The 25,989-nt window shown below is 58.3% G+C and carries 24 protein-coding genes and 1 pseudogene; 8 read left to right on the top strand and 17 right to left on the bottom strand.

Annotated elements, in window-relative coordinates; all coding sequences use genetic code 11:
* Positions 1 to 8 precede the first annotated feature (8 nt).
* Positions 9 to 1,109 (bottom strand): DNA polymerase III subunit beta, encoded by a 1,101-nt coding sequence (gene dnaN / locus JS46_RS20850; RefSeq protein WP_033755447.1) that lies wholly within the window; start codon positions 1,107 to 1,109, stop codon positions 9 to 11.
* 4 nt (positions 1,110 to 1,113) lie between these two features.
* The gene (gene dnaA / locus JS46_RS20845) at positions 1,114 to 2,520 is read right to left on the bottom strand and encodes a chromosomal replication initiator protein DnaA (protein WP_033755444.1); all 1,407 of its coding nucleotides are present in this window, start codon (positions 2,518 to 2,520) and stop codon (positions 1,114 to 1,116) included.
* A 597-nt stretch (positions 2,521 to 3,117) separates the two neighbouring features.
* Here dnaA and rpmH point away from each other — a divergent pair.
* From rpmH to JS46_RS20820, 7 genes and pseudogenes are all read left to right on the top strand, one after another.
* The gene (rpmH, locus tag JS46_RS23655) at positions 3,118 to 3,258 is read left to right on the top strand and encodes a 50S ribosomal protein L34 (protein WP_003849659.1); all 141 of its coding nucleotides are present in this window, start codon (positions 3,118 to 3,120) and stop codon (positions 3,256 to 3,258) included.
* Between the two features lie 15 nt (positions 3,259 to 3,273).
* Positions 3,274 to 3,633, top strand: coding sequence for a ribonuclease P protein component (gene rnpA, locus JS46_RS20840; RefSeq protein ID WP_033755442.1), 360 nt, complete (start codon positions 3,274 to 3,276; stop codon positions 3,631 to 3,633).
* Positions 3,597 to 3,855, top strand: a pseudogene (yidD, locus tag JS46_RS23650) (membrane protein insertion efficiency factor YidD). The gene rnpA and the pseudogene yidD overlap by 37 nt, the downstream one beginning before the upstream one ends.
* Before the next feature lie 2 nt (positions 3,856 to 3,857).
* Complete coding sequence (yidC, locus tag JS46_RS20835) at positions 3,858 to 5,504, top strand: membrane protein insertase YidC (RefSeq protein WP_033755440.1); 1,647 nt, start codon at positions 3,858 to 3,860, stop codon at positions 5,502 to 5,504.
* A gap of 81 nt (positions 5,505 to 5,585) precedes the next feature.
* Positions 5,586 to 6,950, top strand: a complete 1,365-nt coding sequence (mnmE, locus tag JS46_RS20830) for a tRNA uridine-5-carboxymethylaminomethyl(34) synthesis GTPase MnmE (RefSeq protein ID WP_033755437.1) — start codon at positions 5,586 to 5,588, stop codon at positions 6,948 to 6,950.
* Positions 6,951 to 7,133: 183 nt separating this feature from the next.
* The gene (locus JS46_RS20825; protein ID WP_033755434.1) at positions 7,134 to 7,724 is read left to right on the top strand and encodes a malonic semialdehyde reductase; all 591 of its coding nucleotides are present in this window, start codon (positions 7,134 to 7,136) and stop codon (positions 7,722 to 7,724) included.
* A 165-nt stretch (positions 7,725 to 7,889) separates the two neighbouring features.
* Positions 7,890 to 8,639 (top strand): 4'-phosphopantetheinyl transferase superfamily protein, encoded by a 750-nt coding sequence (locus JS46_RS20820; RefSeq protein WP_033755431.1) that lies wholly within the window; start codon positions 7,890 to 7,892, stop codon positions 8,637 to 8,639.
* A 197-nt stretch (positions 8,640 to 8,836) separates the two neighbouring features.
* Here JS46_RS20820 and JS46_RS20815 read toward each other — a convergent pair whose 3' ends face one another.
* A complete protein-coding gene (locus JS46_RS20815) occupies positions 8,837 to 10,150 on the bottom strand; it encodes an NCS2 family permease (RefSeq protein WP_033755429.1) in 1,314 nt (437 codons plus the stop codon).
* Between the two features lie 149 nt (positions 10,151 to 10,299).
* Between JS46_RS20815 and yieH the strand changes: the two genes are divergently transcribed.
* Positions 10,300 to 10,980 (top strand): 6-phosphogluconate phosphatase, encoded by a 681-nt coding sequence (yieH, locus tag JS46_RS20810; protein ID WP_033755427.1) that lies wholly within the window; start codon positions 10,300 to 10,302, stop codon positions 10,978 to 10,980.
* On the opposite strand, the gene JS46_RS20805 is transcribed toward yieH, so the two are convergent.
* The 14 genes from JS46_RS20805 to atpF all read right to left on the bottom strand — a co-directional run bounded on the left by JS46_RS20805 (position 10,977) and on the right by atpF (position 25,910).
* Positions 10,977 to 12,212: an MFS transporter gene (locus JS46_RS20805; RefSeq protein ID WP_033755424.1), complete on the bottom strand. Its 1,236-nt coding sequence runs from the start codon at positions 12,210 to 12,212 to the stop codon at positions 10,977 to 10,979. The genes yieH and JS46_RS20805 overlap by 4 nt on opposite strands.
* Positions 12,213 to 12,321: 109 nt before the next feature.
* Positions 12,322 to 13,056: a phosphate signaling complex protein PhoU gene (gene phoU, locus JS46_RS20800; protein ID WP_033755423.1), complete on the bottom strand. Its 735-nt coding sequence runs from the start codon at positions 13,054 to 13,056 to the stop codon at positions 12,322 to 12,324.
* A 16-nt stretch (positions 13,057 to 13,072) separates the two neighbouring features.
* Positions 13,073 to 13,846: a phosphate ABC transporter ATP-binding protein PstB gene (gene pstB, locus JS46_RS20795; RefSeq protein ID WP_033755421.1), complete on the bottom strand. Its 774-nt coding sequence runs from the start codon at positions 13,844 to 13,846 to the stop codon at positions 13,073 to 13,075.
* A gap of 44 nt (positions 13,847 to 13,890) precedes the next feature.
* Positions 13,891 to 14,781 carry a phosphate ABC transporter permease PstA gene (pstA, locus tag JS46_RS20790; RefSeq protein WP_033755419.1) on the bottom strand — a complete coding sequence of 297 codons (891 nt, stop codon included), beginning with the start codon at positions 14,779 to 14,781 and terminating at the stop codon, positions 13,891 to 13,893.
* Positions 14,778 to 15,740 (bottom strand): phosphate ABC transporter permease PstC, encoded by a 963-nt coding sequence (gene pstC, locus JS46_RS20785; protein ID WP_033755417.1) that lies wholly within the window; start codon positions 15,738 to 15,740, stop codon positions 14,778 to 14,780. Before pstC ends, pstA begins: the two co-directional genes overlap by 4 nt.
* Positions 15,741 to 15,828: 88 nt before the next feature.
* Positions 15,829 to 16,872, bottom strand: coding sequence for a phosphate ABC transporter substrate-binding protein PstS (gene pstS / locus JS46_RS20780; RefSeq protein ID WP_033755414.1), 1,044 nt, complete (start codon positions 16,870 to 16,872; stop codon positions 15,829 to 15,831).
* A 166-nt stretch (positions 16,873 to 17,038) separates the two neighbouring features.
* A complete protein-coding gene (gene glmS / locus JS46_RS20775; protein WP_033755412.1) occupies positions 17,039 to 18,868 on the bottom strand; it encodes a glutamine--fructose-6-phosphate transaminase (isomerizing) in 1,830 nt (609 codons plus the stop codon).
* Between the two features lie 148 nt (positions 18,869 to 19,016).
* Entirely contained in the window at positions 19,017 to 20,387 is a 1,371-nt protein-coding gene (gene glmU, locus JS46_RS20770) for a bifunctional UDP-N-acetylglucosamine diphosphorylase/glucosamine-1-phosphate N-acetyltransferase GlmU (protein WP_033755410.1), read from the bottom strand.
* Positions 20,388 to 20,545: 158 nt separating this feature from the next.
* A complete protein-coding gene (locus JS46_RS20765) occupies positions 20,546 to 20,965 on the bottom strand; it encodes a F0F1 ATP synthase subunit epsilon (protein WP_033755408.1) in 420 nt (139 codons plus the stop codon).
* A gap of 24 nt (positions 20,966 to 20,989) precedes the next feature.
* On the bottom strand, positions 20,990 to 22,387 hold the full coding sequence (gene atpD, locus JS46_RS20760) for a F0F1 ATP synthase subunit beta (protein ID WP_033755405.1): 1,398 nt from the start codon (positions 22,385 to 22,387) through the stop codon (positions 20,990 to 20,992).
* A gap of 29 nt (positions 22,388 to 22,416) precedes the next feature.
* Positions 22,417 to 23,283, bottom strand: coding sequence for a F0F1 ATP synthase subunit gamma (gene atpG, locus JS46_RS20755; protein WP_033755402.1), 867 nt, complete (start codon positions 23,281 to 23,283; stop codon positions 22,417 to 22,419).
* A gap of 52 nt (positions 23,284 to 23,335) precedes the next feature.
* On the bottom strand, positions 23,336 to 24,877 hold the full coding sequence (gene atpA / locus JS46_RS20750; RefSeq protein ID WP_033755399.1) for a F0F1 ATP synthase subunit alpha: 1,542 nt from the start codon (positions 24,875 to 24,877) through the stop codon (positions 23,336 to 23,338).
* Positions 24,878 to 24,891: 14 nt separating this feature from the next.
* Positions 24,892 to 25,425 carry a F0F1 ATP synthase subunit delta gene (gene atpH, locus JS46_RS20745; RefSeq protein ID WP_033755396.1) on the bottom strand — a complete coding sequence of 178 codons (534 nt, stop codon included), beginning with the start codon at positions 25,423 to 25,425 and terminating at the stop codon, positions 24,892 to 24,894.
* Between the two features lie 14 nt (positions 25,426 to 25,439).
* Entirely contained in the window at positions 25,440 to 25,910 is a 471-nt protein-coding gene (gene atpF / locus JS46_RS20740; protein WP_033755393.1) for a F0F1 ATP synthase subunit B, read from the bottom strand.
* Between the last annotated feature and the right edge of the window lie 79 nt (positions 25,911 to 25,989).

Raw genomic sequence — 25,989 nt, 5'->3', positions numbered from 1 at the left:
GATATATTCTATAACCGCATGGGCATCACGACATAGGCGGCTGCCGGGCTGGCGAGATCTTCTATCTGCACGCTCGACACCGAATCGGTCAGCAGCAGACGCACATTCTCGCACTTCAGCGCGTTCAGCACGTCCAGCACGTAGCTAACGTTAAAGCCGATCTCCAGCTCGCTGCCGCCATAGGTCACGTCCAGCATCTCTTCCGCCTCTTCCTGTTCAGGGTTGTTAGCGGTGATTTTCAGCTGATTCTCGGTGATATAGAGGCGAACGCCGCGGAATTTCTCATTCGAGAGAATAGCGGCGCGCGCGAAGGCCTGCTTGAGGATATCGCAGCCCGCTTCCAGCGATTTGTCCGGATTTTTCGGCAGGACGCGGCGATAGTCGGGGAAGCGGCCATCCACCAGCTTCGACGTAAAGATAAAGTCGCCGACGTGCGCGCGGATATTGCTGCTGCCGATCTGCAGCTGTAAGGGCGTTTCGCCGCCATCCAGCAGACGCACCAGCTCAATGACCCCTTTACGCGGCACGATCACCGAATGATTCGGCAGCGCCTGGCCAATCGGCATCGAGCAGACCGCCAGACGGTGGCCGTCGGTGGCGACGGTGCGCAGCTCTTCGCCTTCGGTCTCAAACAGCATGCCGTTGAGGTAGTAGCGCACGTCCTGATGCGCCATGGAGAACTGCGTCGCCTCGATCAGACGCTTCAGCGTCGCCTGCGGCAGCGTAAACTCCACTTCGCTCTGCCAGTCGTCCAGATTAGGAAAGTCGCTGGCCGGCAGGGTCGAGAGCGAAAAGCGGCTGCGCCCGGAGCGAACCAGCATGCGTTCGCCTTCCAGCGTGACGTTAATCTCCGCGCCCTCGGGCAGTCCGCGACAGATGTCGAGGAATTTACGCGCCGGGACGGTGGTGGCGCCCGGCTCGTGCGGCTGGGTCAGCGCTACGCGCGCCACCATCTCCATTTCCAGATCGGTGCCGGTCAGCAACAGCGTGCCGTCGTTGACCTGCATCAGCAGATTTCCCAGGATCGGCAGCGTCGGGCGCCCGCCTAATGGGCCGCTGACTTGCTGCAGCGGCTTTAGCAACTGCTCACGTTCAACAATAAATTTCATAGCGTCAGGAGGATAAAGTTCGGATGAGATTAGAGAAATCTTCTTTTATGTCGTGGCTCTCTTCGCGCAGCTGCTCGATTTTACGGCAGGCGTGAAGCACCGTGGTATGGTCGCGGCCGCCGAACGCGTCGCCGATCTCCGGCAGACTGTGGTTCGTTAACTCTTTCGCCATCGCCATCGCCATCTGGCGTGGGCGCGCGACCGAGCGCGAACGGCGCTTGGACAGCAGATCCGCGACCTTAATTTTGTAATACTCGGCCACCGTCTTCTGAATATTGTCGATGGTGACCAGCTTTTCCTGCAGCGCCAGCAGATCGCGCAGCGCTTCGCGCACAAAATCGATAGTGATGGCGCGGCCGGTAAAGTTAGCGTTGGCGATCACGCGGTTCAACGCCCCTTCCAGCTCACGCACGTTGGAGCGCAGGCGTTTGGCGATAAAAAAGGCGACCTCGCCCGGCAGACGAATATCGTTCTCATCCGCTTTTTTCATCAGAATCGCCACGCGCGTTTCCAGCTCCGGCGGCTCGATGGCGACCGTCAGGCCCCAGCCGAAGCGCGACTTCAACCGATCTTCCACGCCGTTGATCTCTTTAGGATAACGGTCTGAGGTCAAAATGATCTGCTGATTGCCTTCCAGCAGCGCGTTGAAGGTGTGGAAAAACTCCTCCTGTGAGCGCTCTTTATTGGCGAAGAACTGAATGTCATCGATAAGCAGCGCGTCGACGGAGCGGTAGTAGCGCTTGAACTCTTCAATGGCGTTGTTTTGCAGCGCCTTCACCATATCCTGCACAAAGCGCTCGGAGTGCATATAGACCACTTTGGCATTCGGCTTGCGCGCGATGATGCCGTTGCCGACCGCGTGCAGCAGGTGGGTTTTGCCCAGGCCGGTGCCGCCATAAAGGAAGAGCGGGTTATAGGCGCCGCCGGGATTGTCCGCCACCTGACGCGCCGCCGCGCGTGCCAGCTGGTTGGATTTACCCTCTACGAAGTTATCGAAGTTGTGGCGGTTATTCACATTGGAGCGGTAGGTCACATCGGCCGGCGCCGGGACGTTGTCCCAGCTTGGGCGCAGGATCTGCGCAGGCGCGGGACGGCTCTCGACCGGGGCGGGCGCGCTGACGCTCGCCATCGCCGGCTGACTCATCGCCGCAGGCTGCTGCTGCACGGAACGCGTCCCGACTTCGAAACGCAGCAAAGGCACGTCTACGCCGCAGAATTCGTTCAGCAGCCCGTTGATGTTATTGATGTATTTATCTCGTACCCAGTCGAGCACAAACCGATTTGGTGCATACAAGGCCAGCGTATTGTCGTTTAACTCCGCCTGCAGCGGTCGAATCCACATGCTGAATTCGGTGGCAGGAAGCTCATCCTGCAAACGGGCAAGACACTGTTGCCAGAGCGTAAGTGACACGGCGGACTCCACTTGTACAAAATCGATAAGAAATAGTAGGCGCTAATAAAGAAACGTTCATTTTTGACACAGACGGTAGAAAGCGCCTGCGACCGCTATCAGCGGTTTCCGTCCCTGGGATCGCGACCGGATCGTCAGCGGAAGGGCGGATCATAGCGCAAAGCGAGGCAGAGATCTTCACTTTCTACACAGTTTTGATCCTTTTTATCCACAGGCCGTGGACAGGTAAAACAGTTTACGCCTGCTGGCGAAAAAAGCTGCGGGGATCGTCGGAAAAGAGACGGTTTTTCAGGCGGCCTCTCGTTTTTGCGGTAATTTTCATCGGCCCGATCGTAAGAAGATCCCGCGGGATCCTTGCGCTTTAAAGCGGAGACCGTATAATTCTTCCCCCGGCGTTGTCGCGTTATGCCCAATGCCCGGACTCAGCGGGCTGTATCCGGGCTTCCAGGTACCGCGACCAGCGAAGTAAATTGACTCCGGACTGTACAATTATTACAATCCCGCCTCTTTATTAAAGACACATTGAGGCGTCGGTCGTTTTACTGGCCCAAAAACGCGTCACCCAGTGAAATTTTTCAAGTTTAGGTAGAAATCGCCATGAAACGCACTTTTCAACCGTCCGTACTGAAGCGCAACCGTTCTCACGGCTTCCGTGCTCGTATGGCAACCAAAAATGGTCGTCAGGTTCTGGCACGTCGTCGTGCTAAAGGCCGTTCTCGTCTGACCGTTTCTAAGTAATAAAAGCTAACCCTCGTGGTTAAGCTCGCATTTCCCAGGGAGTTACGTTTGTTAACTCCCACTCATTTCACTTTCGTCTTCCAGCAGCCACAACGGGCTGGCACGCCGCAAATCACCATCCTCGGCCGCCTTAATTCGCTGGGGCATCCCCGCATCGGTCTTACCGTCGCTAAAAAGCACGTCAAGCGCGCGCACGAACGCAACCGGATCAAACGTTTGACCCGCGAAAGCTTTCGTCTGCTTCAGCATGAACTGCCGGCGATGGATTTCGTCGTTGTGGCGAAAAAGGGGATTGCCGATCTCGACAACCGTATGTTGGCGGAAGCGTTGGAGAAGTTATGGCGTCGTCACTGTCGCCTGGCGCGCGGCTCCTGATCGTCCTGATCCGCGTCTATCAGCGCGGCATCAGCCCCTTGCTGGGACCACACTGTCGGTTTCAGCCAACCTGCTCTCATTATGGAATTGAGGCGTTACGCAGGTTTGGCCTGATAAAAGGCAGTTGGTTGACATTCAAACGCGTATTAAAATGCCACCCTTTGAACCCGGGTGGTGACGATCCTGTGCCGCCAAAAAACCTTTGATACCAGAGAACATTAACGATGGATTCGCAACGCAATCTTTTTCTCATCGCTTTTCTGTTCGTGTCTTTCATGATCTGGCAAGCCTGGCAGACGGACCACGCTCCGCAGCCGCAGCAGACCCAGACCACGCAAAACACCAACAGCGCAGCAGGTGATGCCGCCAGCCAGGGCGTACCGGCCAGCGGCCAGGGCAAAACGATCACCGTTAAGACTGATGTCCTGTCATTGAATATCAACACCCGCGGTGGCGATGTCGAGCAAGCTCAGCTGCTGACCTACCCGGACAAACTGGGTTCCGACCAGCCGTTCCAGCTGCTGGAGACCACGCCATCCTTCGTTTATCAGGCACAGAGCGGGCTCACTGGCCGCAACGGACCGGATAACCCGAACAACGGCGCGCGTCCGCTGTTCACCGCCGCACAGGATCACTTCGAAATGGCCGACGGCCAGACCGAACTGCGCGTGCCGATGACCTACACCGCGGAAAACGGCGTGGTTTACACCAAAACCTTCGTTTTCAAACGCGGCGAATTCGCGGTGGACGTGAACTATAACGTCAACAACACCACACAGCAGCCGCTGGAAGTGTCGCTGTTCGGCCAGCTGAAGCAGACCATCGACCTGCCTAAGCACCGCGATACCGGCAGCAACAACTTTGCGTTGCACACCTTCCGCGGCGCGGCCTACTCCACCAGCGAAGAGAAGTACGAAAAGTACAAATTCGATACCATCGCGGATAACGAAAACCTCAACGCCACCACCAGCAACGGCTGGGTTGCGATGCTGCAGCAGTACTTCGCTACCGCATGGGTGCCGCGTACCGCTGGCAATAATTCGCTCTATACCAGCAACCTGGGCAACGGCATTGCGGCGATCGGCTACAAATCCGCGCCGGTCACCGTGGCTGCGGGTCAGCAGCAGGATCTGGGCGCAACGCTGTGGGTCGGACCGGAAATTCAGGACAAGATGGCTGCCGTCGCGCCGCATCTCGACCTGACCGTCGACTACGGCTGGCTGTGGTTTATCTCTCAGCCGCTGTTTAAGCTGCTGAAGTTTATCCATAGCTTTATCGGCAACTGGGGCTTCTCCATCATCGTCATCACCTTTATCGTGCGCGGTATCATGTACCCGCTGACGAAGGCGCAGTACACCTCGATGGCGAAAATGCGCATGCTGCAGCCGAAGATTCAGGCGATGCGTGAGCGCCTGGGCGACGACAAGCAGAAGCAGAGCCAGGAGATGATGGCGCTCTATAAAGCGGAGAAGGTCAACCCGCTGGGCGGCTGTCTGCCGCTGGTGATTCAGATGCCGATCTTCCTTGCGCTTTATTACATGCTGTCTGGTTCGGTGGAGCTGCGCCACGCGCCGTTTATCCTCTGGATCCATGACCTGTCGGCGCAGGACCCCTACTACATCCTGCCGATTCTGATGGGCATCACCATGTTCTTCATTCAGAAGATGTCACCGACCACCGTGACCGATCCGATGCAGCAGAAGATCATGACCTATATGCCGGTTATCTTTACCGTGTTCTTCCTGTGGTTCCCGTCAGGTCTGGTGCTGTACTACATCGTCAGCAACCTGGTGACCATTCTCCAGCAGCAGCTGATTTATCGCGGGCTGGAAAAACGCGGTCTGCACAGCCGCGACAAGAAGAAGGCGTAACGCGCTTACGCTCGTCTGACAATCTGGTTTACCCTGAGGCGGTCAATAAGACCGCCTTATTTTTTAGCGAGAGAAAATTCCATGAGCCACAGCGATACTATCGTCGCCCAGGCGACGCCTCCCGGACGCGGCGGCGTCGGTATTTTGCGTATCTCCGGCGCGCGCGCTGCCGAGGTGGCGCAGCAGGTGCTCGGCAAGCTGCCGAAGGCGCGCTACGCTGATTATCTGCCGTTTAAAGACGCTGACGGCAGCGTGCTGGATCAGGGCATTGCGCTGTGGTTTCCCGGCCCGAACTCCTTTACCGGCGAAGATGTGCTGGAGCTGCAGGGCCACGGCGGCCCGGTGATCCTCGATCTGCTGCTGAAGCGCATCGTGGCGCTGCCTGGCGTGCGCATCGCCCAGCCGGGCGAGTTTTCCGAGCGCGCCTTTCTCAACGACAAGCTCGACCTGGCGCAGGCCGAGGCGATCGCCGATCTGATTGACGCCAGCTCCGAACAGGCGGCGCGTTCTGCGGTCAATTCGCTGCAGGGCGCCTTTTCGATTCGCATCAACCAGCTGGTAGAGGCGCTGACCCACCTGCGCATCTACGTCGAAGCGGCTATCGACTTCCCCGATGAAGAGATCGATTTTCTTTCCGACGGTAAAATCGAAGCGCAGCTGGATGAGGTAATCGTCGATCTCGACGCCGTACGCGCCGAAGCGCGTCAGGGCAGCCTGCTGCGCGAAGGCATGAAAGTGGTGATCGCAGGTCGGCCAAATGCGGGTAAATCGAGCCTGCTGAATGCGCTGGCGGGACGCGAAGCGGCAATCGTTACCGATATCGCCGGCACCACGCGCGACGTGCTGCGCGAACATATTCATATCGACGGCATGCCGCTGCATATCATCGATACCGCCGGGCTGCGCGAGGCCAGCGACGAAGTCGAACGTATCGGCATCGAGCGCGCCTGGCAGGAGATCGAGCAGGCGGATCGCGTGCTGTTCATGGTAGACGGCACCACCACCGACGCCACGGAAGCGGCGCAGATCTGGCCCGACTTCGTTTCGCGCCTGCCTGCTGCGTTGCCGATTACCGTCGTGCGCAATAAGGCGGACGTCACTGGCGAAACGCTGGGTCTGACAGAAGTAAATCATCACTCACTTATTCGTCTTTCGGCGCGCACCGGCGCGGGCGTGGATGCGCTGCGCGACCATCTGAAACAGTCGATGGGCTTTTCCGGCAATATGGAAGGCGGCTTCCTGGCGCGTCGGCGTCATCTTCAGGCGCTGGAGTTAGCAGCTACTCACTTACAGCAGGGCAAGGCGCAGCTTTTGGGCGCGTGGGCAGGCGAACTGCTGGCGGAAGAGCTGCGGCTGGCGCAGCAGGCGCTAAGCGAGATCACCGGCGAGTTTACCTCCGATGATTTGCTGGGACGGATATTTTCCAGCTTCTGTATTGGGAAATGATCGGAAACAGCGTCAATTTGTGCACTTTCGCCCCTCTCCTCAGCCAAACGCCGCCTGTTTGCACCTTTGCTATTTGGCGACGAATCGCTATTGGGGTATAAACGATAAGCACCGGTTTTCCCGGATACGCCTTCACAATGGCATGTCTCAGGCGGCTGCTTCCGCCTGACCAAGGAGAGTAGAATGCATACACCGCTCGACAACACCGCGCTCGACCAATTATTTAACGAAGCCCGCACTCATAGCTACTGGCAGGACAAGCCCCTTGAAGACGGCATTCTGGAGCAGCTCTACGCGCTGACTGCGCTTGGTCCGACCTCGGCCAACTGCTCGCCAGGCCGCTTTGTATTTGTCACCTCGCAGGAAGGCAAAGAGAAGCTGAAGCCGGCGCTCTCATCCGGCAATGTGGAAAAGACCATGACCGCGCCGGTGACGGTCATCGTCGCCCACGATATGGCGTTTTACGATCGGCTGCCGCAGCTGTTTCCGCACGCCGATGCGCGCAGCTGGTTTACCGGCAGCCCGGAACTGGTGAAAGAGACCGCCTTTCGCAACAGCAGCCTGCAGGCGGGCTATCTGATCCTGGCCGCGCGCGCGCTCGGGCTGGATGCCGGCCCGATGTCAGGTTTCGATCCTTCAAAAGTCAACGAGGCATTCTTCGCCGGCAGCAACTGGCAGGTGAATATGTTAATCAACCTCGGCTATGGCGATCGCGAGAAGCTGCATCCGCGTCTGCCGCGTCTGCGTTTTGACCAGGCGTGCAAACTGGCCTGACGGTAATCCGCCGCTGCGCAAGCGCGTAGCGGCCTCTCTTTTCCCGCCGCTTTTTATCAGCCGATTCTGAATATGCGTCATTCTGTTGCATGTCAGATGCAATATGCTCAGAAAATTCTTACAATGCGCCCTGATGATTAAGTGACCATTTTCACGGAGCGACAGATGGCGGGTCATTTTGTACGTTGGATGGGCGATCGCGGCATTGTCGCCGACGCCATGCGCATGCCGCAGGATGTCATCGATCAGGCGCGACAGCTGCCTGACAAATACCGCGGCCGTTTTTTGCTTGCTCGCCTGATGCTGGCGCAGCTGATGCTGCGCGTTTACGGTATCAGCACCCTTCCTGCTCTCGTTACCCACAGCAACGGCCGCCCCGCCTTTGCCGATCGCGATTTGCCCGATTTCAGCATCGCCTATGCCGGCAATATGGTCGGCGTGCTGCTGGCCGAAGAGGGCGGACGCGCCGGGCTGGATATGGAGATCGTGCGCGCCCATAGCCGCCAGACGCAGGAGCAGCTGATGCAGTCGCTTACGTCGGGCGAGCGCGCCTGGATCAATGCGCAACAAGATTTTATGGAAGCGGTGACGCAAATCTGGACGCTGCGCCAGAGCATTCTCAAGCTGACCGGCGAAGGTAACGATAATATGGCCTCGCTGCGGCTGCAGCCCGCGGCCGGCCGTCTGCGCTCGACGAGCTACCCCGATATTCAGGCGGTGTGCGACGCCGAGCCGACGCTGGTGTGGTCATGCGCTCTGTCGCCCGCAACTCAACGTTTGCACCTGTGGGAAATTGATGCCTCGCGCGAGTGGCATGCGCTGCGCGACGTAGAGATGAGCAAGCCCAATATCGGACCGCGCACGCTGCGTCTGGCGAGCTCGCCGCGGGAGCGCAGGCTCCATCCAGAGGTATAAAAAAAGCCGCTTAAGCGGCTTTTTTTACGGGGCAATGGTGCCAACGCGGGCGAGATGAACCGATCGCAAAGACGCAAAAAACGGCATACCTGCCAGCTCGGCCCGCGCCATCCATGGCGCGTGACGCTTTGCTCTTCGGTTCATCTCACCCGCTTGCAGACGACTCTGCGGTTTGCGATAGAGCCCGAGCCGTCTTCTTAATGCGCGTCGATAAAGGCGATTTTCAACACGAACAGCAGCGCCACGACCACCACGCAGGGGCTGATCTCGCGCCAGCGGCCGGTGCCCAGCTTCATCACGCAGTAGGCGATAAAGCCCAGTGCGATACCTTCGGTAATCGAGAAGCTGAACGGCATCATCGCCGCGGTCACGAAAGCCGGCACCGCTTCGGTGAGATCGTCCCAGCGCACGCGCGACAGGCTGGCGGTCATCAGCACGCCGACGTAGATCAGCGCGCCCGCAGCCGCATAGCCCGGCACCATCGCCGCCAGCGGCGACAGGAACATTACCAGCAGAAAAAGCACGCCGGTCACCACCGCCATCAGGCCGGTGCGGCCGCCGATCGCTACGCCGGACGAGCTCTCGATGTAAGCGGTCACTGACGAGGTACCTGCCAGCGCGCCGGTTACTGAGCTGAAGCTATCGACAAACAGCGCCTGCTTCATGCGCGGAAACGTGCCTGTCTCATCGGTCAGGCCCGCTTTGTCGGTGACGCCGATCAGGGTGCCGGAAGAGTCGAACAGGTTAACCAGCATAAAGGAGAAGATAACGCCCGCCATGCCGATATTGAACGCGCCTTTGATATCCACCTGCCCGACCACGCTGCCGATCGCAGGCGGCGCGGAGAAAAGGCCGACAAATTTCACATCGCCCAGCGCCCAGCCGATAGCCGTGGTGATCACCATCGAGATCAGCACTGCCGCGTGGATATTGCGCGACGCCAGAATGGCGATGATAAAGAAGCCGAGCGCGCCGAGCAGTACGCTGTGCGAGGTCAGGTTGCCGACAGCGGCGATGGTATCGGGATTCGCAACGATGATGCCGGCGTTCTTCAGCCCCATCATGGCGATAAACAAACCGATACCGGCAGTGATGCCCACGCGCAGGCTCAGCGGGATATTGGCGATCATCCAGTAGCGCACGCGCAGCAGCGTCAGGATCAGCAGCCCCAGCGCGCCCCAGAAAATGGCGCCCATGCCCACCTGCCACGAGTAGCCCATCGCGCCGACCACCACGAAGGCGAAAAAGGCGTTGAGCCCCATCGCCGGCGCCAGCGCCACCGGCAGATTGGCGAACAGGCCCATCAAAATACTGCCGAATGCAGCGATAAGACAGGTTGTGACGAATACCGCCTGGGTATCCATGCCTGCCACGCCAAGAATCTGCGGGTTAACAAAGACGATGTAGACCATCGTCAGGAAAGTGGTGACACCGGCGATAACTTCGGTGCGCACCGTAGTGCCATGTTCCTGCAGCTTAAAAACGCGCTGCAAAAGGCCTTGTTTACTCATGCCAACGATCCTGATGAAAAGAACTCGGCGCGTATCCTGACCGCTTTACAGCGGCAATACAATGATTTTTCGCAACCGTTTCCGGGATCGCAATCTGCGCCGATTAGGTTAAAGTGTGTGCTCTCTCGAAAACAGAAGGATAGCGACAGATGGCAGTAGAGTGCGTGTTTTTTGACTGCGACGGCACCCTGGTAGATAGCGAATTGCTCTGCACCCAGGCGTACGTCAACACCTTCGCCCGCTACGGAATTAGCTGCTCGTTACAGGAGATGTTCGAAAAGTACAAAGGCGTCCAGCTCTACGACATTATTCGCGACGTCGGAGAAACGCATCACGCCACGCTGCCGCAGGCGACGTTTGAGGCCGACTACCGCGCCGAGGTGGCGCGCCTGTTCGACGCGTCGCTGACGGAAATTCCCGGCGCGAAAGCGCTGGTAGAGAAAATAACCGTGCCGATGTGCGTGGTCTCCAACGGCACGGTAAAGAAGATGCAGCACTCGCTGGGGCTGACCGGCATGCTGCCCTGGTTTCGCGATCGCCTCTACAGCGGCTACGACATCTCGCGCTGGAAGCCCGATCCCGCGCTGATGCATTACGCCGCCGAACAGATGCAGGTGCCTGTCGAGCGCTGCATTCTGGTGGACGATTCCGAAGCGGGCGCCCGCGCCGGCATCGCGGCGGGCATCCCGGTATTTTACTACTGCGCGGACGCGCACAACCCTGAAATCGATCACCCGCTGGTGACGCGCTTTACCGATATGGCCGAGCTGCCTGCGCTGTGGCGCGCGCGCGGCTGGCGGCTGGTCGCCGACTCATCCCCCGCGATTTAACCAATCGCGCCCAGCGAATCGTCGTTACCCTGCTTTTTCGGCAGCAAAAAGAGCGTGGCGACGATATCCAGCAGGTAGATCAGCGCCAGCAGGGTAATCGCCGCGGCAAACGAAATTTTCGCCGCCAGCAGGCCAATCACCAGCGGGCCGAAACCGCCGACGCCGCGCCCGAGATTGAACAAGACGTTCTGCGCCGTGGCGCGCGCCTGCGGCGGGAAAGTGTCGGAGATCAGCGCGCCATAGCCGCCAATCATGCCGTTGACGAACATCCCCATCAGGGCGCCGGTAAACAGCATCACGGTGGGATCGCGCAGCTGCGCGTAGATCACCACCATCGCCACGGCGCCGAACTGATAAAGCAGGAAAATTTTCCAGCGCGCAAAGCGGTCCGCCAGCACGCCGAACAGCCAGATGCCGAAAGTCATGCCGACCACGGTGACGGCGGTCCATAATCCCGATTTGGTCAGGCTGAAGCCGAAGTTAGCGGAGAGATAGCTCGGCATCCAGATCATCAGCCCGTAATAGCCGAAGTTCTGCACCGACGTCAGGATAAAGATGCCGAGGCTCGCTTTCGCGGTAGCGCGATCCTGCACCAGCATTTTCAGGCGCGCGGCGAACGACAGCGACGGCGTCAGCTTCGCCTGTCGGGTAAAGGCCTCCGGCTCGCCCATGCTGCGGCGCAGCACAAACGAGAACAGCGCGGGCAGCAGACCGACCAGAAACATGCCGCGCCAGCCGATGACGCCCAGCAGCGGCGGCGTGATAAAGGCCGCCAGCAGCACGCCAAGCTGCCAGCCGATGCCGACCCATGCCGAGGCGCGGTTGCGCTTTTCCGCCGGCCAGGCTTCGGCAATCAGCGCCATGCCGATGCCGAACTCGCCGCCCAGCCCCATGCCCGCCAGTGTGCGGTATGCCAGCAGATCCCAGTAGCCCTGTGCCACCGCGCACAGTCCGGTGAAAATCGAGAACATCAGAATGGTGACGGTGAGGATGCGAATGCGGCCAAAACGATCGCTGAGATGGCCGAACAGAATACCGCCCACCACCGCGCCAATCAGCGTCCAGGTAACCAGCGAGCCCGCCTGCGACGGATCCAGCGCCAGCGACAGGCTAATCGCCGGCAGCATAAATCCCAGGATCAGCAGATCGAATCCATCCATCGCGTAACCGCTGACCGCGGCCAGCATCGCCTTTGCAGGCGTTACGCTCTGCTTACTGCGGGAAAGAGACATGAATCAGCACCTTGATAAAGAAAAAGTGCGCCAAGTATATAAAGGAAACGGTTGCGTGGGACAGAAAAAGCGGCAAGCCGTGCGCCAGCCAGCGCACGGCGGAGAATCATCAGGAGGGTTTATTGGAGCCGTCGTCGCCGGAGAGCAGCTCATCCAGCTTATCGCCGCCGACGTGGCGGAAATCCTGACCTTTTACGAAGTAGAAGATGATTTCGCAGATGTTCTGACAACGATCGCCGATGCGCTCAATAGCGCGGGCGCAGAACAGCGCAGTCAGCACGCTCGGGATGGTGCGCGGATCTTCCATCATGTAGGTCATCAGCTGACGCACGATGCCTTCGTACTCTTTGTCGACCTTTTTGTCTTCGCGGTAGATCTGGATCGCTTCGGTCAGATCCATACGCGCGAAGGCGTCCAGCACGTCGTGCAGCATCTCTACGGTATGACGGCCCAGCGACTCCAGACTCACCAGCAGCGGCATATGCTGCTGACCGAATTTCTCCAGCGCGGTGCGGCTGATTTTTTCCGCTACGTCGCCGATACGCTCCAGCTCGGAGATGGTTTTGATAATCGCCATGACCAGACGCAGGTCGCTGGCGGTGGGCTGGCGTTTGGCGATGATGCGCACGCAGGCTTCATCGATCTCCACTTCCATCATGTTGACCTTCTGGTCGCCGTCGATCACGCGCTGCGCCAGCTCGCCGTCAAGATTGTGCATCGCGGTGATAGCGTCGGTGAGCTGCTGCTCTACCATGCCGCCCATAATCATCACCTGGGTGCGAATGTGTTCCAGCTCCGCATTGAACTGACCGGAGATATGCTTGTTCAGATTGAGGTTATCCATGTTTATCTCCTGAAAATCAGCCGTAGCGGCCGGTAATGTAATCTTCGGTCTGTTTCTGCGCCGGTTTGGTGAACAGCCGGTCGGTATCGCTGAACTCAATTAACTCGCCCAAATACATAAAGGCGGTATGGTCGGAACAGCGCGCCGCCTGCTGCATATTATGCGTCACGATCACCACGGTGTAGTCCTGCTTCAGCTCGGTGATCAGCTCTTCAATACGGCCGGTCGAGATCGGGTCCAGCGCCGAGCAGGGCTCGTCCAGCAGCAGCACTTCCGGGCGAATGGCGATGCCGCGCGCGATGCACAGACGCTGTTGCTGGCCGCCAGAGAGACTGTATCCGCTCTGATGCAGCTTGTCTTTGGTTTCATTCCACAGCGCCGCTTTGCTCAGCGCCCACTGCACGCGCTCGTCCATATCGGCACGCGACAGTTTTTCGAACAGACGCACGCCAAAGGCGATATTGTCGTAGATCGACATCGGGAAAGGGGTCGGTTTCTGGAACACCATGCCGACGCGCGCGCGCAGCAGAGCGATATCCTGGCTGGAGGCCAGAATGTTGTCGCCATCCAGCAAAATGTCGCCTTCGGCGCGCTGATCGGGATAGAGCGAGTACATTTTGTTAAAGGTGCGCAGCAGGGTGGATTTGCCGCAGCCTGACGGACCGATAAACGCGGTGACCTGGTTCTTCGCGATGTCCAGGTTGATGTTTTTCAGCGCGTGAAATTTGCCGTAATAGAAGTTCAGGTTACGCACCTGAATTTTACCGCTGTTGGAAGTCGCGATACTCATTGCTCGTCTCTCTTAAACAGTGCCGCGCCAGGCAGCGCCGAAGGTTAACCGTGTTTGCTCTTGGTGAAGATTACGCGCGCCAGAATATTCAGCAGCAGCACGCAGAGCGTGATAATCAGCACGCCCGCCCAGGCCAGGCTCTGCCACTCGGCAAAGGGGCTCATCGCGAACTTAAAGATGGTGACCGGCAGGTTCGCCAGCGGCTGCATCATGTCGGTGGACCAGAACTGGTTCGACAGCGCGGTAAACAGCAGCGGCGCGGTTTCGCCCGCGATACGAGCGATTGCCAGCAGCACGCCGGTCAGAATGCCCGATACCGACGCCTTCAGCGTAATCGCCGAGATCATCTTCCATTTCGGCGTGCCGAGCGCGTAGGCCGCTTCGCGCATGCTGTCCGGCACCAACCGCAGCATATTTTCGGTGGTGCGGATAACGATAGGGATCTGCAGCAGCGCCAACGCGATCACGCCCGCCCAGCCGGAGAAGTGATGCATCTGCGCCACTACGATGGTGTAAACGAACAGGCCCACCACGATCGACGGCGCCGAAAGCAGAATATCGTTGATAAAACGGATCACTTCCGCCAGCGCCGACTTGCGGCCATATTCCGCCAGATAGACGCCCGCAAGGATGCCCAGCGGCGTGCCGATCACCGTCGACCACAAAATCAGCAGGCCGCTGCCCGCCAGGGCGTTGGCCAGACCGCCGCCGGCGGTATTGGGCGGCGGCGTCGATTCGGTAAACAGCGACCAGCTGAGCCCGTCTACGCCGCGCGTCACGGTGGTAAACAGAATCCACACCAGCCAGAACAGGCCGAAGGCCATGGTCAGCAGCGACAGCGCCAGCGCGATCTTATTCTTGGTGCTGCGCCAGGCCTGCATTTTACGGCGCGACGCGTCCAGTTCGGCGCGAGCCTGCAGTTCAATCGTCGTCATGAGCGCGCTCCTTCACTTTTCGCCAGGCGCAGGATCATTAATTTGGAAATGGCCAGCACGATAAAGGTGATCACGAACAGGATCAGTCCCAGCTCCATCAGCGCGGCGACATGCACGCCCGACTCGGCTTCGGCGAACTCGTTCGCCAGCGCGGAAGTAATGCTGTTGCCCGGCATAAACAGCGAAGGGCTGTCGAGCTGGTAGGTGTTGCCGATGATAAAGGTGACCGCCATGGTTTCGCCCAGCGCCCGTCCCAGGCCGAGCATCACGCCGCCAATCACGCCGTTTTTGGTGAACGGCAGCACGATGCGCCAGATCACTTCCCAGGTGGTGCAGCCGATACCGTAGGCAGACTCTTTCATCATCACCGGCGTCTGCTCGAACACGTCGCGCATCACCGAGGCGATGTAAGGAATGATCATGATCGCCAGAATGACGCCCGCCGCCAGGATGCCGATGCCGAAGGCTGGACCGGAAAAGAGCGCGCCGACAAAGGGGATGTTCGACATAATTTCGCCGACCGGCGTCTGGAAATATTCGGCGAACAGCGGCGCGAAGATAAACAGGCCCCACATGCCGTAAACGATGCTGGGGATCGCCGCCAGCAGCTCAATGGCGGTGCCGAGCGGACGGCGCAGCCAGCCAGGCGAAAGCTCCGTCAGAAACAGCGCGATGCCGAAGCTCACCGGCACGGCGATAATCAGCGCAATCAGCGAGGTCACGAGGGTGCCGTAGATCGGCACCAGCGCGCCAAATTCTTCGTTCGGCGCATCCCAGGTTTTGTTCCACAGGAAGGAAAACCCAAATTTCTGGATGCTTGGCCAGGAGGAGAAAATCAGGGAGACGATAATGCCGCCCAACAGCAACAGGACAATCAGCGCAGCCAGTTTAACCAGCGCGCCGAAAATCATGTCACCTTGCTTACCGGGGGCTTTGAATGCCGGCTTCGTTGCAGCCATAGAAGTCTCATTCTTCAGAGGTTGTCAGGGCGGCGTGAGGCCGCCCTTTTCGATCTGGCCGGACGCGCGTCCGGCCGGAGTTGTTCGCTTACTGGTAGAGCGCTTTGCCAGAGCTGTCTTTGATATTGGCTTTCCAGGCGTCGCGGATCTGCTGGGTTACGCTATCCGGCAGAGTGGCGTAGTCCAGGCTGGTTGCGGTTTTGTCGCCGTTTTTGTATGCCCAGTCGAAGAACTTCAGCACTTCGCTGCCCTTCTCGGCATTCGCCTGATCTTTATAGACGAGGATGAAGGTGGTGGAAGTGATCGGCCACGCATCGTTACCTTTCTGGAAGGTCAGGTCCTGCGCAAAGGATTTGCTCCAGTCTGCGCCTTTCGCCGCGTTAGAGAAGCTGGTTTCGCTTGGCGCGACCGGCTTGCCGTCTGCATCGACCAGTTTGGTGTAGGTCAGGTTGTTCTGTTTGGCATAGGCGTATTCGACATAGCCGATTGAACCCGGCAGACGCTGTACAAACGCCGCGACGCCGTCGTTGCCTTTGCCGCCCAGACCGGCCGGCCAGTTAACGGTGTTGCCTTTGCCGATTTTGCTGTTCCACTCCTCGTTGACCTTCGCCAGATAGCTGGTGAAGACGAATGAGGTACCGGAACCATCTGCGCGGCGCACCACGTTGATGTTGGTATCTGGCAGTTTCACGCCCGGGTTCAGCTTAGCGATCGCCGCGTCGTTCCACTTTTTGATTTTGCCCAGATAGATATCGCCGACGGTTTTGCCGTCGAGCGTCAGTTCGCCTGATTTCACGCCCGGGATGTTGACGGCCAGCACGACGCCGCCAATGACGGTCGGGAACTGAAACAGGCCGTTTTTCTGCAGGTCTTCATCTTTCATCGGCGCATCTGACGCGCCAAAATCCACGGTTTTCGCGATAATCTGCTTAACGCCGCCGGATGAACCAATGCCCTGGTAGTTGATTTTGCTACCGGTGGCTTGCTGATATTCTGCTGCCCACTTGGCATAAACCGGCGCCGGGAAAGTACCGCCCGCGCCTGTCAGATCGGTGGCTGCAAAGGCAGAAACCGCGCTTACGGCGAGAGTGGCGGTAAGGATTCGGGCTACGGTGCTACGCATCAGTGTCATGTTCCCTCCAGGGGAGTTAATCTCAGGCTCGGAGCCGTTGTAGTTGGAGTCAGTGATTGCTGCAGGAGGGAAAATAGGACAGTTTGATGACAGTGAAATGTAGGAAATGTGACAGTTATATGACAGCGAACAAAAAGTAAAAGGGCCCGTTTCCGGGCCCGCTTGTTTACTCTACCGTCACTGACTTCGCCAGGTTACGCGGCTGATCCACGTCGGTGCCTTTAATCAGCGCGACGTGATAAGAGAGCAGCTGCAGCGGCACGGTGTAGAAAATAGGCGCGATCACCTCTTCCACGTGCGGCAGAGAAATAATCTTCATGCCGTCGCTGTCGCTGAAGCCGGCGTCCTGATCGGCAAACACGTACAGCAGACCGCCGCGCGCGCGCACCTCTTCAATATTGGACTTCAGCTTTTCCAGCAGCTCGTTGTTCGGCGCCACCACGATCACCGGCATATCGGCGTCGATCAGCGCCAGCGGACCGTGCTTCAGCTCGCCAGCGGCGTAGGCTTCGGCATGGATATAGGAGATTTCTTTCAGCTTGAGCGCCCCTTCCATAGCGATCGGATACTGATCGCCGCGGCCGAGGAACAGCGCGTGATGCTTGTCGGAGAAATCTTCCGCCAGCAGTTCGATACGCTTGTCCTGCGCCAGCATCTGTTCGATGCGGCTCGGCAGCGCCTGCAGGCCGTGCACGATCTCGTGCTCGGTTTCCGCCGACATGCCGCGCAGGCGGCCCACTTTCGCCACCAGCATCAGCAGCACGGTAAGCTGTGTAGTAAAAGCTTTGGTCGAGGCAACGCCGATTTCAGTGCCCGCTTTGGTCATCAGCGCCAGATCCGACTCGCGCACCAGCGAAGAGCCCGCGACGTTGCAGATCGCCAGCGAACCGAGGTAGCCCAGCTCTTTGGTCAGACGCAGCGCCGCCAGCGTATCGGCGGTTTCGCCGGACTGCGACAGGGTAATCAGCAGACTGTTTTTGCGCACCGCCGATTTGCGGTAGCGGAATTCAGAGGCGATCTCGACGTCGCAGGGAATATTCGCCAGCGACTCGAACCAGTAACGCGCCACCATACCGGAGTTATAGGAGGTGCCGCAGGCGATGATCTGTATATGCTCGACCTGGCTCAGCAGCGCTTCGGCGTGCGGACCCAGCTCGCTGAGATCGACTTCGCCATGGCTGAAACGACCGGTTAAGGTGTTTTTAATCGCCATTGGCTGCTCGTAAATCTCTTTCTGCATATAGTGGCGATAAATGCCCTTATCGCCCGCGTCGTACTGCACGCTCGATTCGATCTCGGCGCGCTGCACCGCGTTGCCCGCACGATCGACGATAGTGACGTCGCGTCGGCTAATCTCGGCAATGTCGCCCTCTTCCAGATAGATGAAGCGGCGCGTCACCAGCAGCAGCGCCAGCTGATCGGAGGCGATAAAGTTCTCGCCGACGCCGCGGCCAATCACCAGCGGGCTGCCCGAACGTGCGGCCACCAGCAGCGACGGATCGCGGCTGTCCATGATCACCATGCCATAGGCGCCGCGCAGCTGAGGAATGACGCGCAGCACGACGTCGCGCAGCGTGCCGCCCTGTTTCTGCTCCCAGTGCACCAGATGCGCCACCACTTCGGTGTCGGTTTCGGATGCGAAGCGATAACCGCGCGCGATCAGCGCTTCACGCAGCGGCTCATGGTTTTCGATAATGCCGTTATGCACCACGATGATTTGCTCTGAGACGTGCGGATGCGCGTTGGCCTCCGACGGTTCGCCGTGGGTTGCCCAGCGCGTATGAGCGATGCCGGTGCCGCCGATCAGCGGCTGCTGCTCGGCAGCCTCCGCCAGCATCTGCACTTTGCCGACGCGACGCAGTCGCGTCACGTGGCCCTGACGATCAACCACGGCCAGACCGGCCGAATCATAACCGCGATACTCCAGGCGACGCAGGCCTTCCAGCAGAATCTCTGCGATATCGCGCTGCGCTACTGCACCTACAATTCCACACATAAATGTTATTCCTGACCTGATGGCTTTCGACCATCTTTCGTTGTCATACGACCTGATAACCGGCTTTGCCGGGCTCCCCGAGCCTTGTAGAGAGTGGGGATTATTATTGTGTTACTGCGGCGGCCAGCACGCGGCTGGCCGCTAAAAATTACTTTTTCTTCGCCGGACGCTGCCAGTCCGCTTTGCTGTTCTGCTCTTTGCGGTTGTAGACCAGCGACGCCTCGGTAACGTCTTTCATTACCGTGGTGCCCGCCGCGATTGTTGCGCCCGCCGCCACGTTGACCGGCGCTACCAGCTGCGTATCGGAGCCGACGAAGACGTTGTCGCCGATAAGGGTTTTGGATTTGTTCGCGCCATCGTAGTTGCAGGTGATAGTGCCCGCGCCGATGTTGACGTTGGCGCCTATCTCCGCGTCGCCGAGATAGCTCAGATGTCCCGCCTTCGAGCCTTTGCCCAGCGTCGCCTTCTTCATTTCGACAAAGTTCCCGACGTGAGCGGCCTGCGCCAGCTCGCTGCCTGGACGCAGACGGGCGAAAGGCCCGACGGTGCAGTCGGCGGCGAGATTCGCATCCTCGATCACCGAATAGGGGCTGATTTCGCAGTCGTCGCCAATGACGCTGTTTTTAATGATGCAGCCCGCGCCGATTTTCACGCGGTCGCCAAGGCTGACCTCGCCTTCGATAATGACATTGACGTCGATCTCGACGTCGCGACCGTGGCGCAAAACGCCGCGCAGATCGAAGCGCGCCGGATCGCGCAGCATCACGCCCGCCAGCAGCAGTTTTTCCGCCTGTTCGCTCTGATAAACCCGCTCCAGCGTCGCCAGCTGCAGACGGTTGTTAACGCCGTCGGTTTCGCTGACGCGCGCCGGGTGCACCGCGTTGATCTGTCGCCCTTCCTGGTGCGCCAGCGCAATGATATCGGTGATGTAGTATTCGCCCTGCGCATTGTTATTGGTGAGCTGGGCCAGCCAGCGCTTCAGATCGCCGCCGTTGGCGATCAGGATGCCGGTATTGATTTCGGTGATCTTCAGCTGTTCGGGCGTAGCGTCTTTCTGCTCGACAATGCCGACGATGGCGCTGTTTTCGCGCACGATGCGCCCGTAGCCGCCTGGGTTGTCCAGCACCACCGTCAGCAGGCCGATGCCACCTTCAGGTTTGGCGTCGCGCAGACGCTGCAGCGTCTCCTGAGAGATCAGCGGCACATCGCCGTAAAGCATCAGGATATCTTCGTCGTCAGCGAATGCGGGAGCGGCCTGCTGCATTGCGTGGCCGGTGCCGAGCTGTTCCGCCTGCAGCACCCAGTTGAGCGACGGCTCGGTCAGCGTGGCCTTCAGCCGGTCGCCGCCGTGACCATACACCAGGTGAATATGGCGCGCGCCGAGGCCGGTTGCGGCGTCGATCACGTGCTGAACCATGGGTTTGCCTGCAAGGGTATGCAGAACTTTGGGCAGATCGGAATACATACGGGTTCCCTTGCCGGCAGCAAGGATCACCACGCTCATTGCGCTGTTAGACATAACCATCCTGACAGAGTTTTTGACATGCGAAAGTTAAACGGTTTACCCCTGAGATTACTACATTTTTCTCAGGTCGAAATTAGGCGCGCGCAGGTTGAAGCGCAGGAAAAAAAAATGCCAGCCCGAAGGGCTGGCATTTCGTGACGCATAAAGCCTGATTACATCGCTTTTTTGGTCAGCTCGATCACGCGCAGTTTAGCAATGGCTTTCGCCAGCTCTGCAGAGGCCTGAGCATAGTCCACGTCGCCGTGGCTACTGTTCATGTGCTCTTCTGCTTTGCGTTTCGCTTCCAGCGCACGCGCTTCGTCCAGGTCGGTACCGCGGATAGCGGTATCGGCCAGAACGGTAGTGCTGCCCGGCTGCACTTCCAGCACGCCGCCAGAGAGGTAGATAAACTCCTCTTCGCCGTGCTGCTTCACGATACGGATCATTCCAGGCTTGATGGCAGTCAGCAGCGGCGCGTGGCCTGGGAAAATACCCAGTTCGCCTTCGCTACCTGACACCTGAATTTTCTGCACCAGGCCAGAGAACAGCTGTTTCTCTGCGCTGACGACGTCCAGGTGATAAGTCATAGCCATATCTGTCCTCCCGGGAAACCGTTATTACAGTTTCTTCGCTTTTTCCACGGCTTCTTCGATAGCGCCGACCATGTAGAAAGCCTGCTCCGGCAGATGGTCGAACTCGCCGTCCATAATGCCTTTAAAGCCACGGATAGTGTCTTTCAGCGTAACGTATTTACCTGGCGCACCGGTGAAGACTTCCGCTACGAAGAACGGCTGAGACAGGAAGCGCTGAATCTTACGTGCGCGAGCCACCAGCAGTTTGTCGTCTTCAGACAGCTCGTCCATACCGAGGATGGCGATGATGTCTTTCAGTTCCTGGTAACGCTGCAGCAGAGACTGCACGCCGCGCGCAACGTCGTAGTGCTCCTGGCCAACCACCAGCGGATCCAGCTGACGGCTGGTGGAATCCAGCGGGTCAACGGCCGGGTAGATACCCAGAGATGCGATCTGACGGCTCAGGGTAACAGTTGAGTCCAGGTGGGCGAAGGTGGTCGCCGGAGACGGGTCAGTCAAGTCATCCGCAGGAACGTAAACGGCCTGAACGGAGGTGATTGAACCGGTCTTGGTGGAGGTAATACGCTCCTGCAGCACGCCCATCTCTTCAGCCAGGGTCGGCTGGTAGCCTACTGCTGACGGCATACGACCCAGCAGTGCGGAAACTTCCGTACCGGCCAGGGTGTAACGATAGATGTTGTCGATGAACAGCAGAACGTCGCGGCCTTCATCACGGAATTTTTCCGCCATGGTCAGACCGGTCAGTGCCACGCGCAGACGGTTGCCCGGCGGCTCGTTCATCTGGCCATACACCAGCGCAACTTTGTCGATTACGTTGGAGTCGGTCATTTCGTGATAGAAGTCGTTACCCTCACGAGTACGCTCGCCCACGCCGGCAAATACCGAGTAACCTGAGTGCTCAGCCGCGATGTTACGGATCAGCTCCATCATGTTTACGGTTTTACCTACGCCCGCGCCGCCGAACAGGCCGACTTTACCGCCTTTGGCGAACGGACACATCAGGTCGATAACCTTGATGCCGGTTTCCAGCAGTTCCTGCGAGTTGGACTGGTCTTCATAAGAAGGCGCCGCGCGGTGAATAGAGGAGATCTCTACTGCACTGCCGTCTTCTTCTTTGATGTCGCCTTTCATGTCGATCGGCTCGCCCAGCACGTTCATGATACGGCCGAGGGTGGCTTTACCCACCGGAACCTGGATCGGTTTTTTCAGGTCAGCAACTTCCAGACCGCGCTTCAGGCCGTCAGAAGAACCCATGGCGATGGTACGAACCACGCCGCCGCCCAGCTGCTGCTGAACTTCCAGCACCAGACGAGCATCACCATTCTGAACCTCAAGGGCGTTGTACACTTGCGGTACCGCGTCCTGAGGGAATTCGACGTCAACTACGGCGCCGATAATCTGGACAATCTTTCCAGCTGCCATCTTGAATCCTCTACCTAATTCTTACCTGGTTAAACCGCGGAGGCTCCCGAGACGATCTCGGTGAGTTCCTGGGTGATGCTGGCCTGACGAGCTTTGTTGTAAACCAACTGCAGCTCTTTGATCAGATTTCCGCCGTTATCGGTTGCGGCTTTCATCGCCACCATACGCGCGGCCTGTTCGCTGGCCAGGTTTTCCACCACACCCTGATAAACCTGCGATTCGACATAACGACGCAGCAGGGTATCCAGCAGCGCTTTCGGATCGGGCTCGTACAGGTAATCCCAGGTCTTCGCCTTCATCTCTTCTTCACCTTCCGCTGGCGGTAACGGCAGCAGTTGGGTAATGGTCGGAGTCTGAGACATGGTGTTATTGAACTTGTTGCTGACGACATACAGCTTGTCGATGCGACCTTCGTCGTAAGCCTGCAGCATCACTTTTACCGGGCCGATCAGATCGGACAGGGCAGGTTTATCGCCCATGCCGGTGACCTGCGCCACGATGTTGCCGCCTACGGAGCCGAAGAACGCCAGACCTTTGGAACCGATGATCGACAGATCGCTCTGCACGCCTTTATCGGACCAGGCTTTCATATCCGCCAGCAATTTTTTGAACAGGTTAATGTTCAAACCACCACAAAGCCCGCGGTCAGTCGAAACGACCAGGTAGCCGACGCGCTTAACGTCGCGCTCTTCCAGGTAAGGGTGCTTGTATTCCAGATTCCCTAACGCAAGGTGACCAATCACTTTGCGCATGGTGTCTGCATACGGACGGCTGGCCGCCATGCGTTCCTGCGTTTTACGCATTTTGGAGGCGGCGACCATTTCCATCGCTTTGGTGATCTTCTGCGTGTTTTTCACGCTTCCAATCTTGTTACGTATCTCTTTTGCGCCGGCCATTAGCTTCTCCTCAAAGCCTTGCGGCCTGTCTTTTCAGACAAGCCGCCAGACATTACCAGGACTGGGTTGCTTTAAACGTGTCGAGCAGGCTTTTCAGCTTCGCTTCGATGTCGTTGTTGTAGTTACCAGTTTGGTTGATTTCCTGCATCAGCTCGGCGTGGTCGCGGTCTGCGAACGCCAGCAGTGCAGCTTCGAAGCTAAGGATTTTCGCCAGTTCAACGTCGTTCAGATAGCCGCGCTCGGCAGCAAACAGCACCAGACCCTGTTGCGCGACGGACATCGGCGCATACTGTTTCTGTTTCAGCAGCTCGGTCACTTTCTGACCGTGGCTCAGCTGTTTGCGGGTCGCGTCATCCAGATCGGAAGCGAACTGCGAGAACGCCGCCAGCTCACGATACTGTGCCAGCGCGGTACGGATGCCGCCGGACAGTTTCTTGATGATCTTGGTCTGAGCAGCACCACCAACACGCGATACGGAGATACCTGGGTTAACTGCCGGACGAATACCGGAGTTGAACAGGTTCGATTCCAGGAAGATCTGACCATCGGTAATCGAGATTACGTTGGTCGGAACGAACGCAGAAACGTCGCCCGCCTGGGTTTCGATGATCGGCAGCGCGGTCAGTGAACCGGTTTTACCTTTAACTTCGCCGTTGGTGAAACGCTCAACGTAGTCAGCGCTAACGCGTGACGCACGCTCCAGCAGACGAGAGTGGAGATAGAACACGTCGCCCGGGAACGCTTCACGGCCCGGCGGACGGCGCAGCAGCAGAGAAATCTGACGGTAAGCGACAGCCTGCTTGGACAGGTCATCGTATACGATCAGCGCATCTTCGCCGCGGTCGCGGAAGTATTCGCCCATGGCACAGCCGGAGTAGGGCGCCAGGTACTGCAGTGCAGCGGATTCAGACGCGGACGCAACCACCACGATGGTGTTCGACAGCGCGTTGTGTTCTTCCAGCTTGCGCACCACATTAGCGATGGTAGAAGCTTTCTGACCGATCGCGACGTACACGCACTTAATGCCGGAGTCGCGCTGGTTGATGATCGCGTCGATCGCCAGCGCGGTTTTACCGGTCTGACGGTCGCCGATGATCAGCTCACGCTGGCCACGACCGATTGGAATCATCGCATCGACAGATTTGTAACCGGTCTGAACCGGCTCGTCGACTGACTGACGGTCGATAACGCCCGGTGCGATCACTTCAACCGGCGAGAAGCCGTCGTTGTCGATCGCGCCTTTGCCGTCGATTGGCGCACCCAGGGTGTTCACCACGCGGCCCAGCAGGCCGCGACCGACCGGCACTTCCAGAATACGACCGGTACACTTAACCTTCATGCCTTCGGCGAGGTCAGCGTACGGGCCCATGACCACGGCGCCGACAGAGTCGCGCTCGAGGTTCAGGGCGATAGCGTAACGGTTGCCCGGCAGGGCGATCATCTCACCCTGCATCACATCGGCCAGGCCGTGTACGCGGATGATACCGTCGCTTACAGAAACGATTGTACCTTCGTTGTGAGCTTCGCTCACGACATTGAACTGAGCAATGCGCTGCTTGATCAGTTCGCTGATTTCGGTGGAATTCAGTTGCATATGCTCCAGTCCCCTTAAGACTGCAAGGCGTCTGCCAGACGCTCGAGACGGCCGCGCACGCTGCCATCAATCACCAGATCACCCGCACGGATGATCACGCCTGCCATGACAGACTTATCAATTTTGCAATTCAGCTTAACTTTGCGTGACAGACGTTTTTCCATCGCGGCGCTGATTTTAGTCAGCTGGCTGTCACTCAGCGTACCGGCAGAAATCACCTCCACCTCCGCAGTCGCCTCATAGGCGTCGCGCAGGTGAATGAACTGCTCGAGTACAGCTGGAAGCGCGGTCAAACGTCCGTTCTCTGCCATAACCTTAATCAGGTTCTGGCCGTGTTCATCTAATTGATCGCCGCAGACGGCAATGAAAGAAGCCGATAACGCTTCCGGCGCCAGCGCGCCAGAGAGAAGATCGGCCATTTGCTCATTGCGTGCTACGGTCGCGGCAAACGCCAGCATATTTTGCCAGCGCTCGATGCTTTGATGCTCAACAGCAAAGTCAAAAGCTGCTTTGGCGTAGGGGCGAGCTACAGTAATCAGTTCAGACATCAGCCCCTCCCTCCTTACAGTTCAGCGACCAGTTTATCAACGATGTCGCTGTTAGCAGCTTCATCCACGGAACGTTCGATGATCTTCTCGGCGCCAGCCATTGCCAGCAACGCGACTTGCTTACGCAGCTCTTCGCGAGCACGTTTACGCTCGGCGTCGATTTCAGCCTGCGCCTGCGCCACGATGCGGTTACGTTCGTTCTCGGCTTCAGTTTTCGCTTCGTCCAGAATCTGAGTACGGCGTTTGTTCGCCTGCTCGATAATGACCTGAGCTTCTTCTTTAGCTTTTTTCAGCTGGTCGGTCACATTGGCCTGCGCGAGATCCAAATCTTTCTTCGCGCGCTCAGCAGAAGCAAGGCCTTCAGCAATTTCTTTCTGGCGCTTTTCGATGGCAGCCATAATCGGCGGCCATACGTACTTCATGCAGAACGCGACGAACAGGATAAACGCGATGGCCTGGCCGAGGATTGTTGCGTTAATGTTCACAGCACAATGCCTCTAATTAAGTTGTTAACTTTTCTGCCGATATCTTAACGATAAGCGGCAGAACCGTTCATCATCGCAC

Source organism: Pantoea sp. NGS-ED-1003 (assembly GCF_000738765.1).
Taxonomy (GTDB): domain Bacteria; phylum Pseudomonadota; class Gammaproteobacteria; order Enterobacterales; family Enterobacteriaceae; genus Pantoea; species Pantoea septica.
This window is presented reverse-complemented; position numbering and strand designations above follow the sequence as displayed.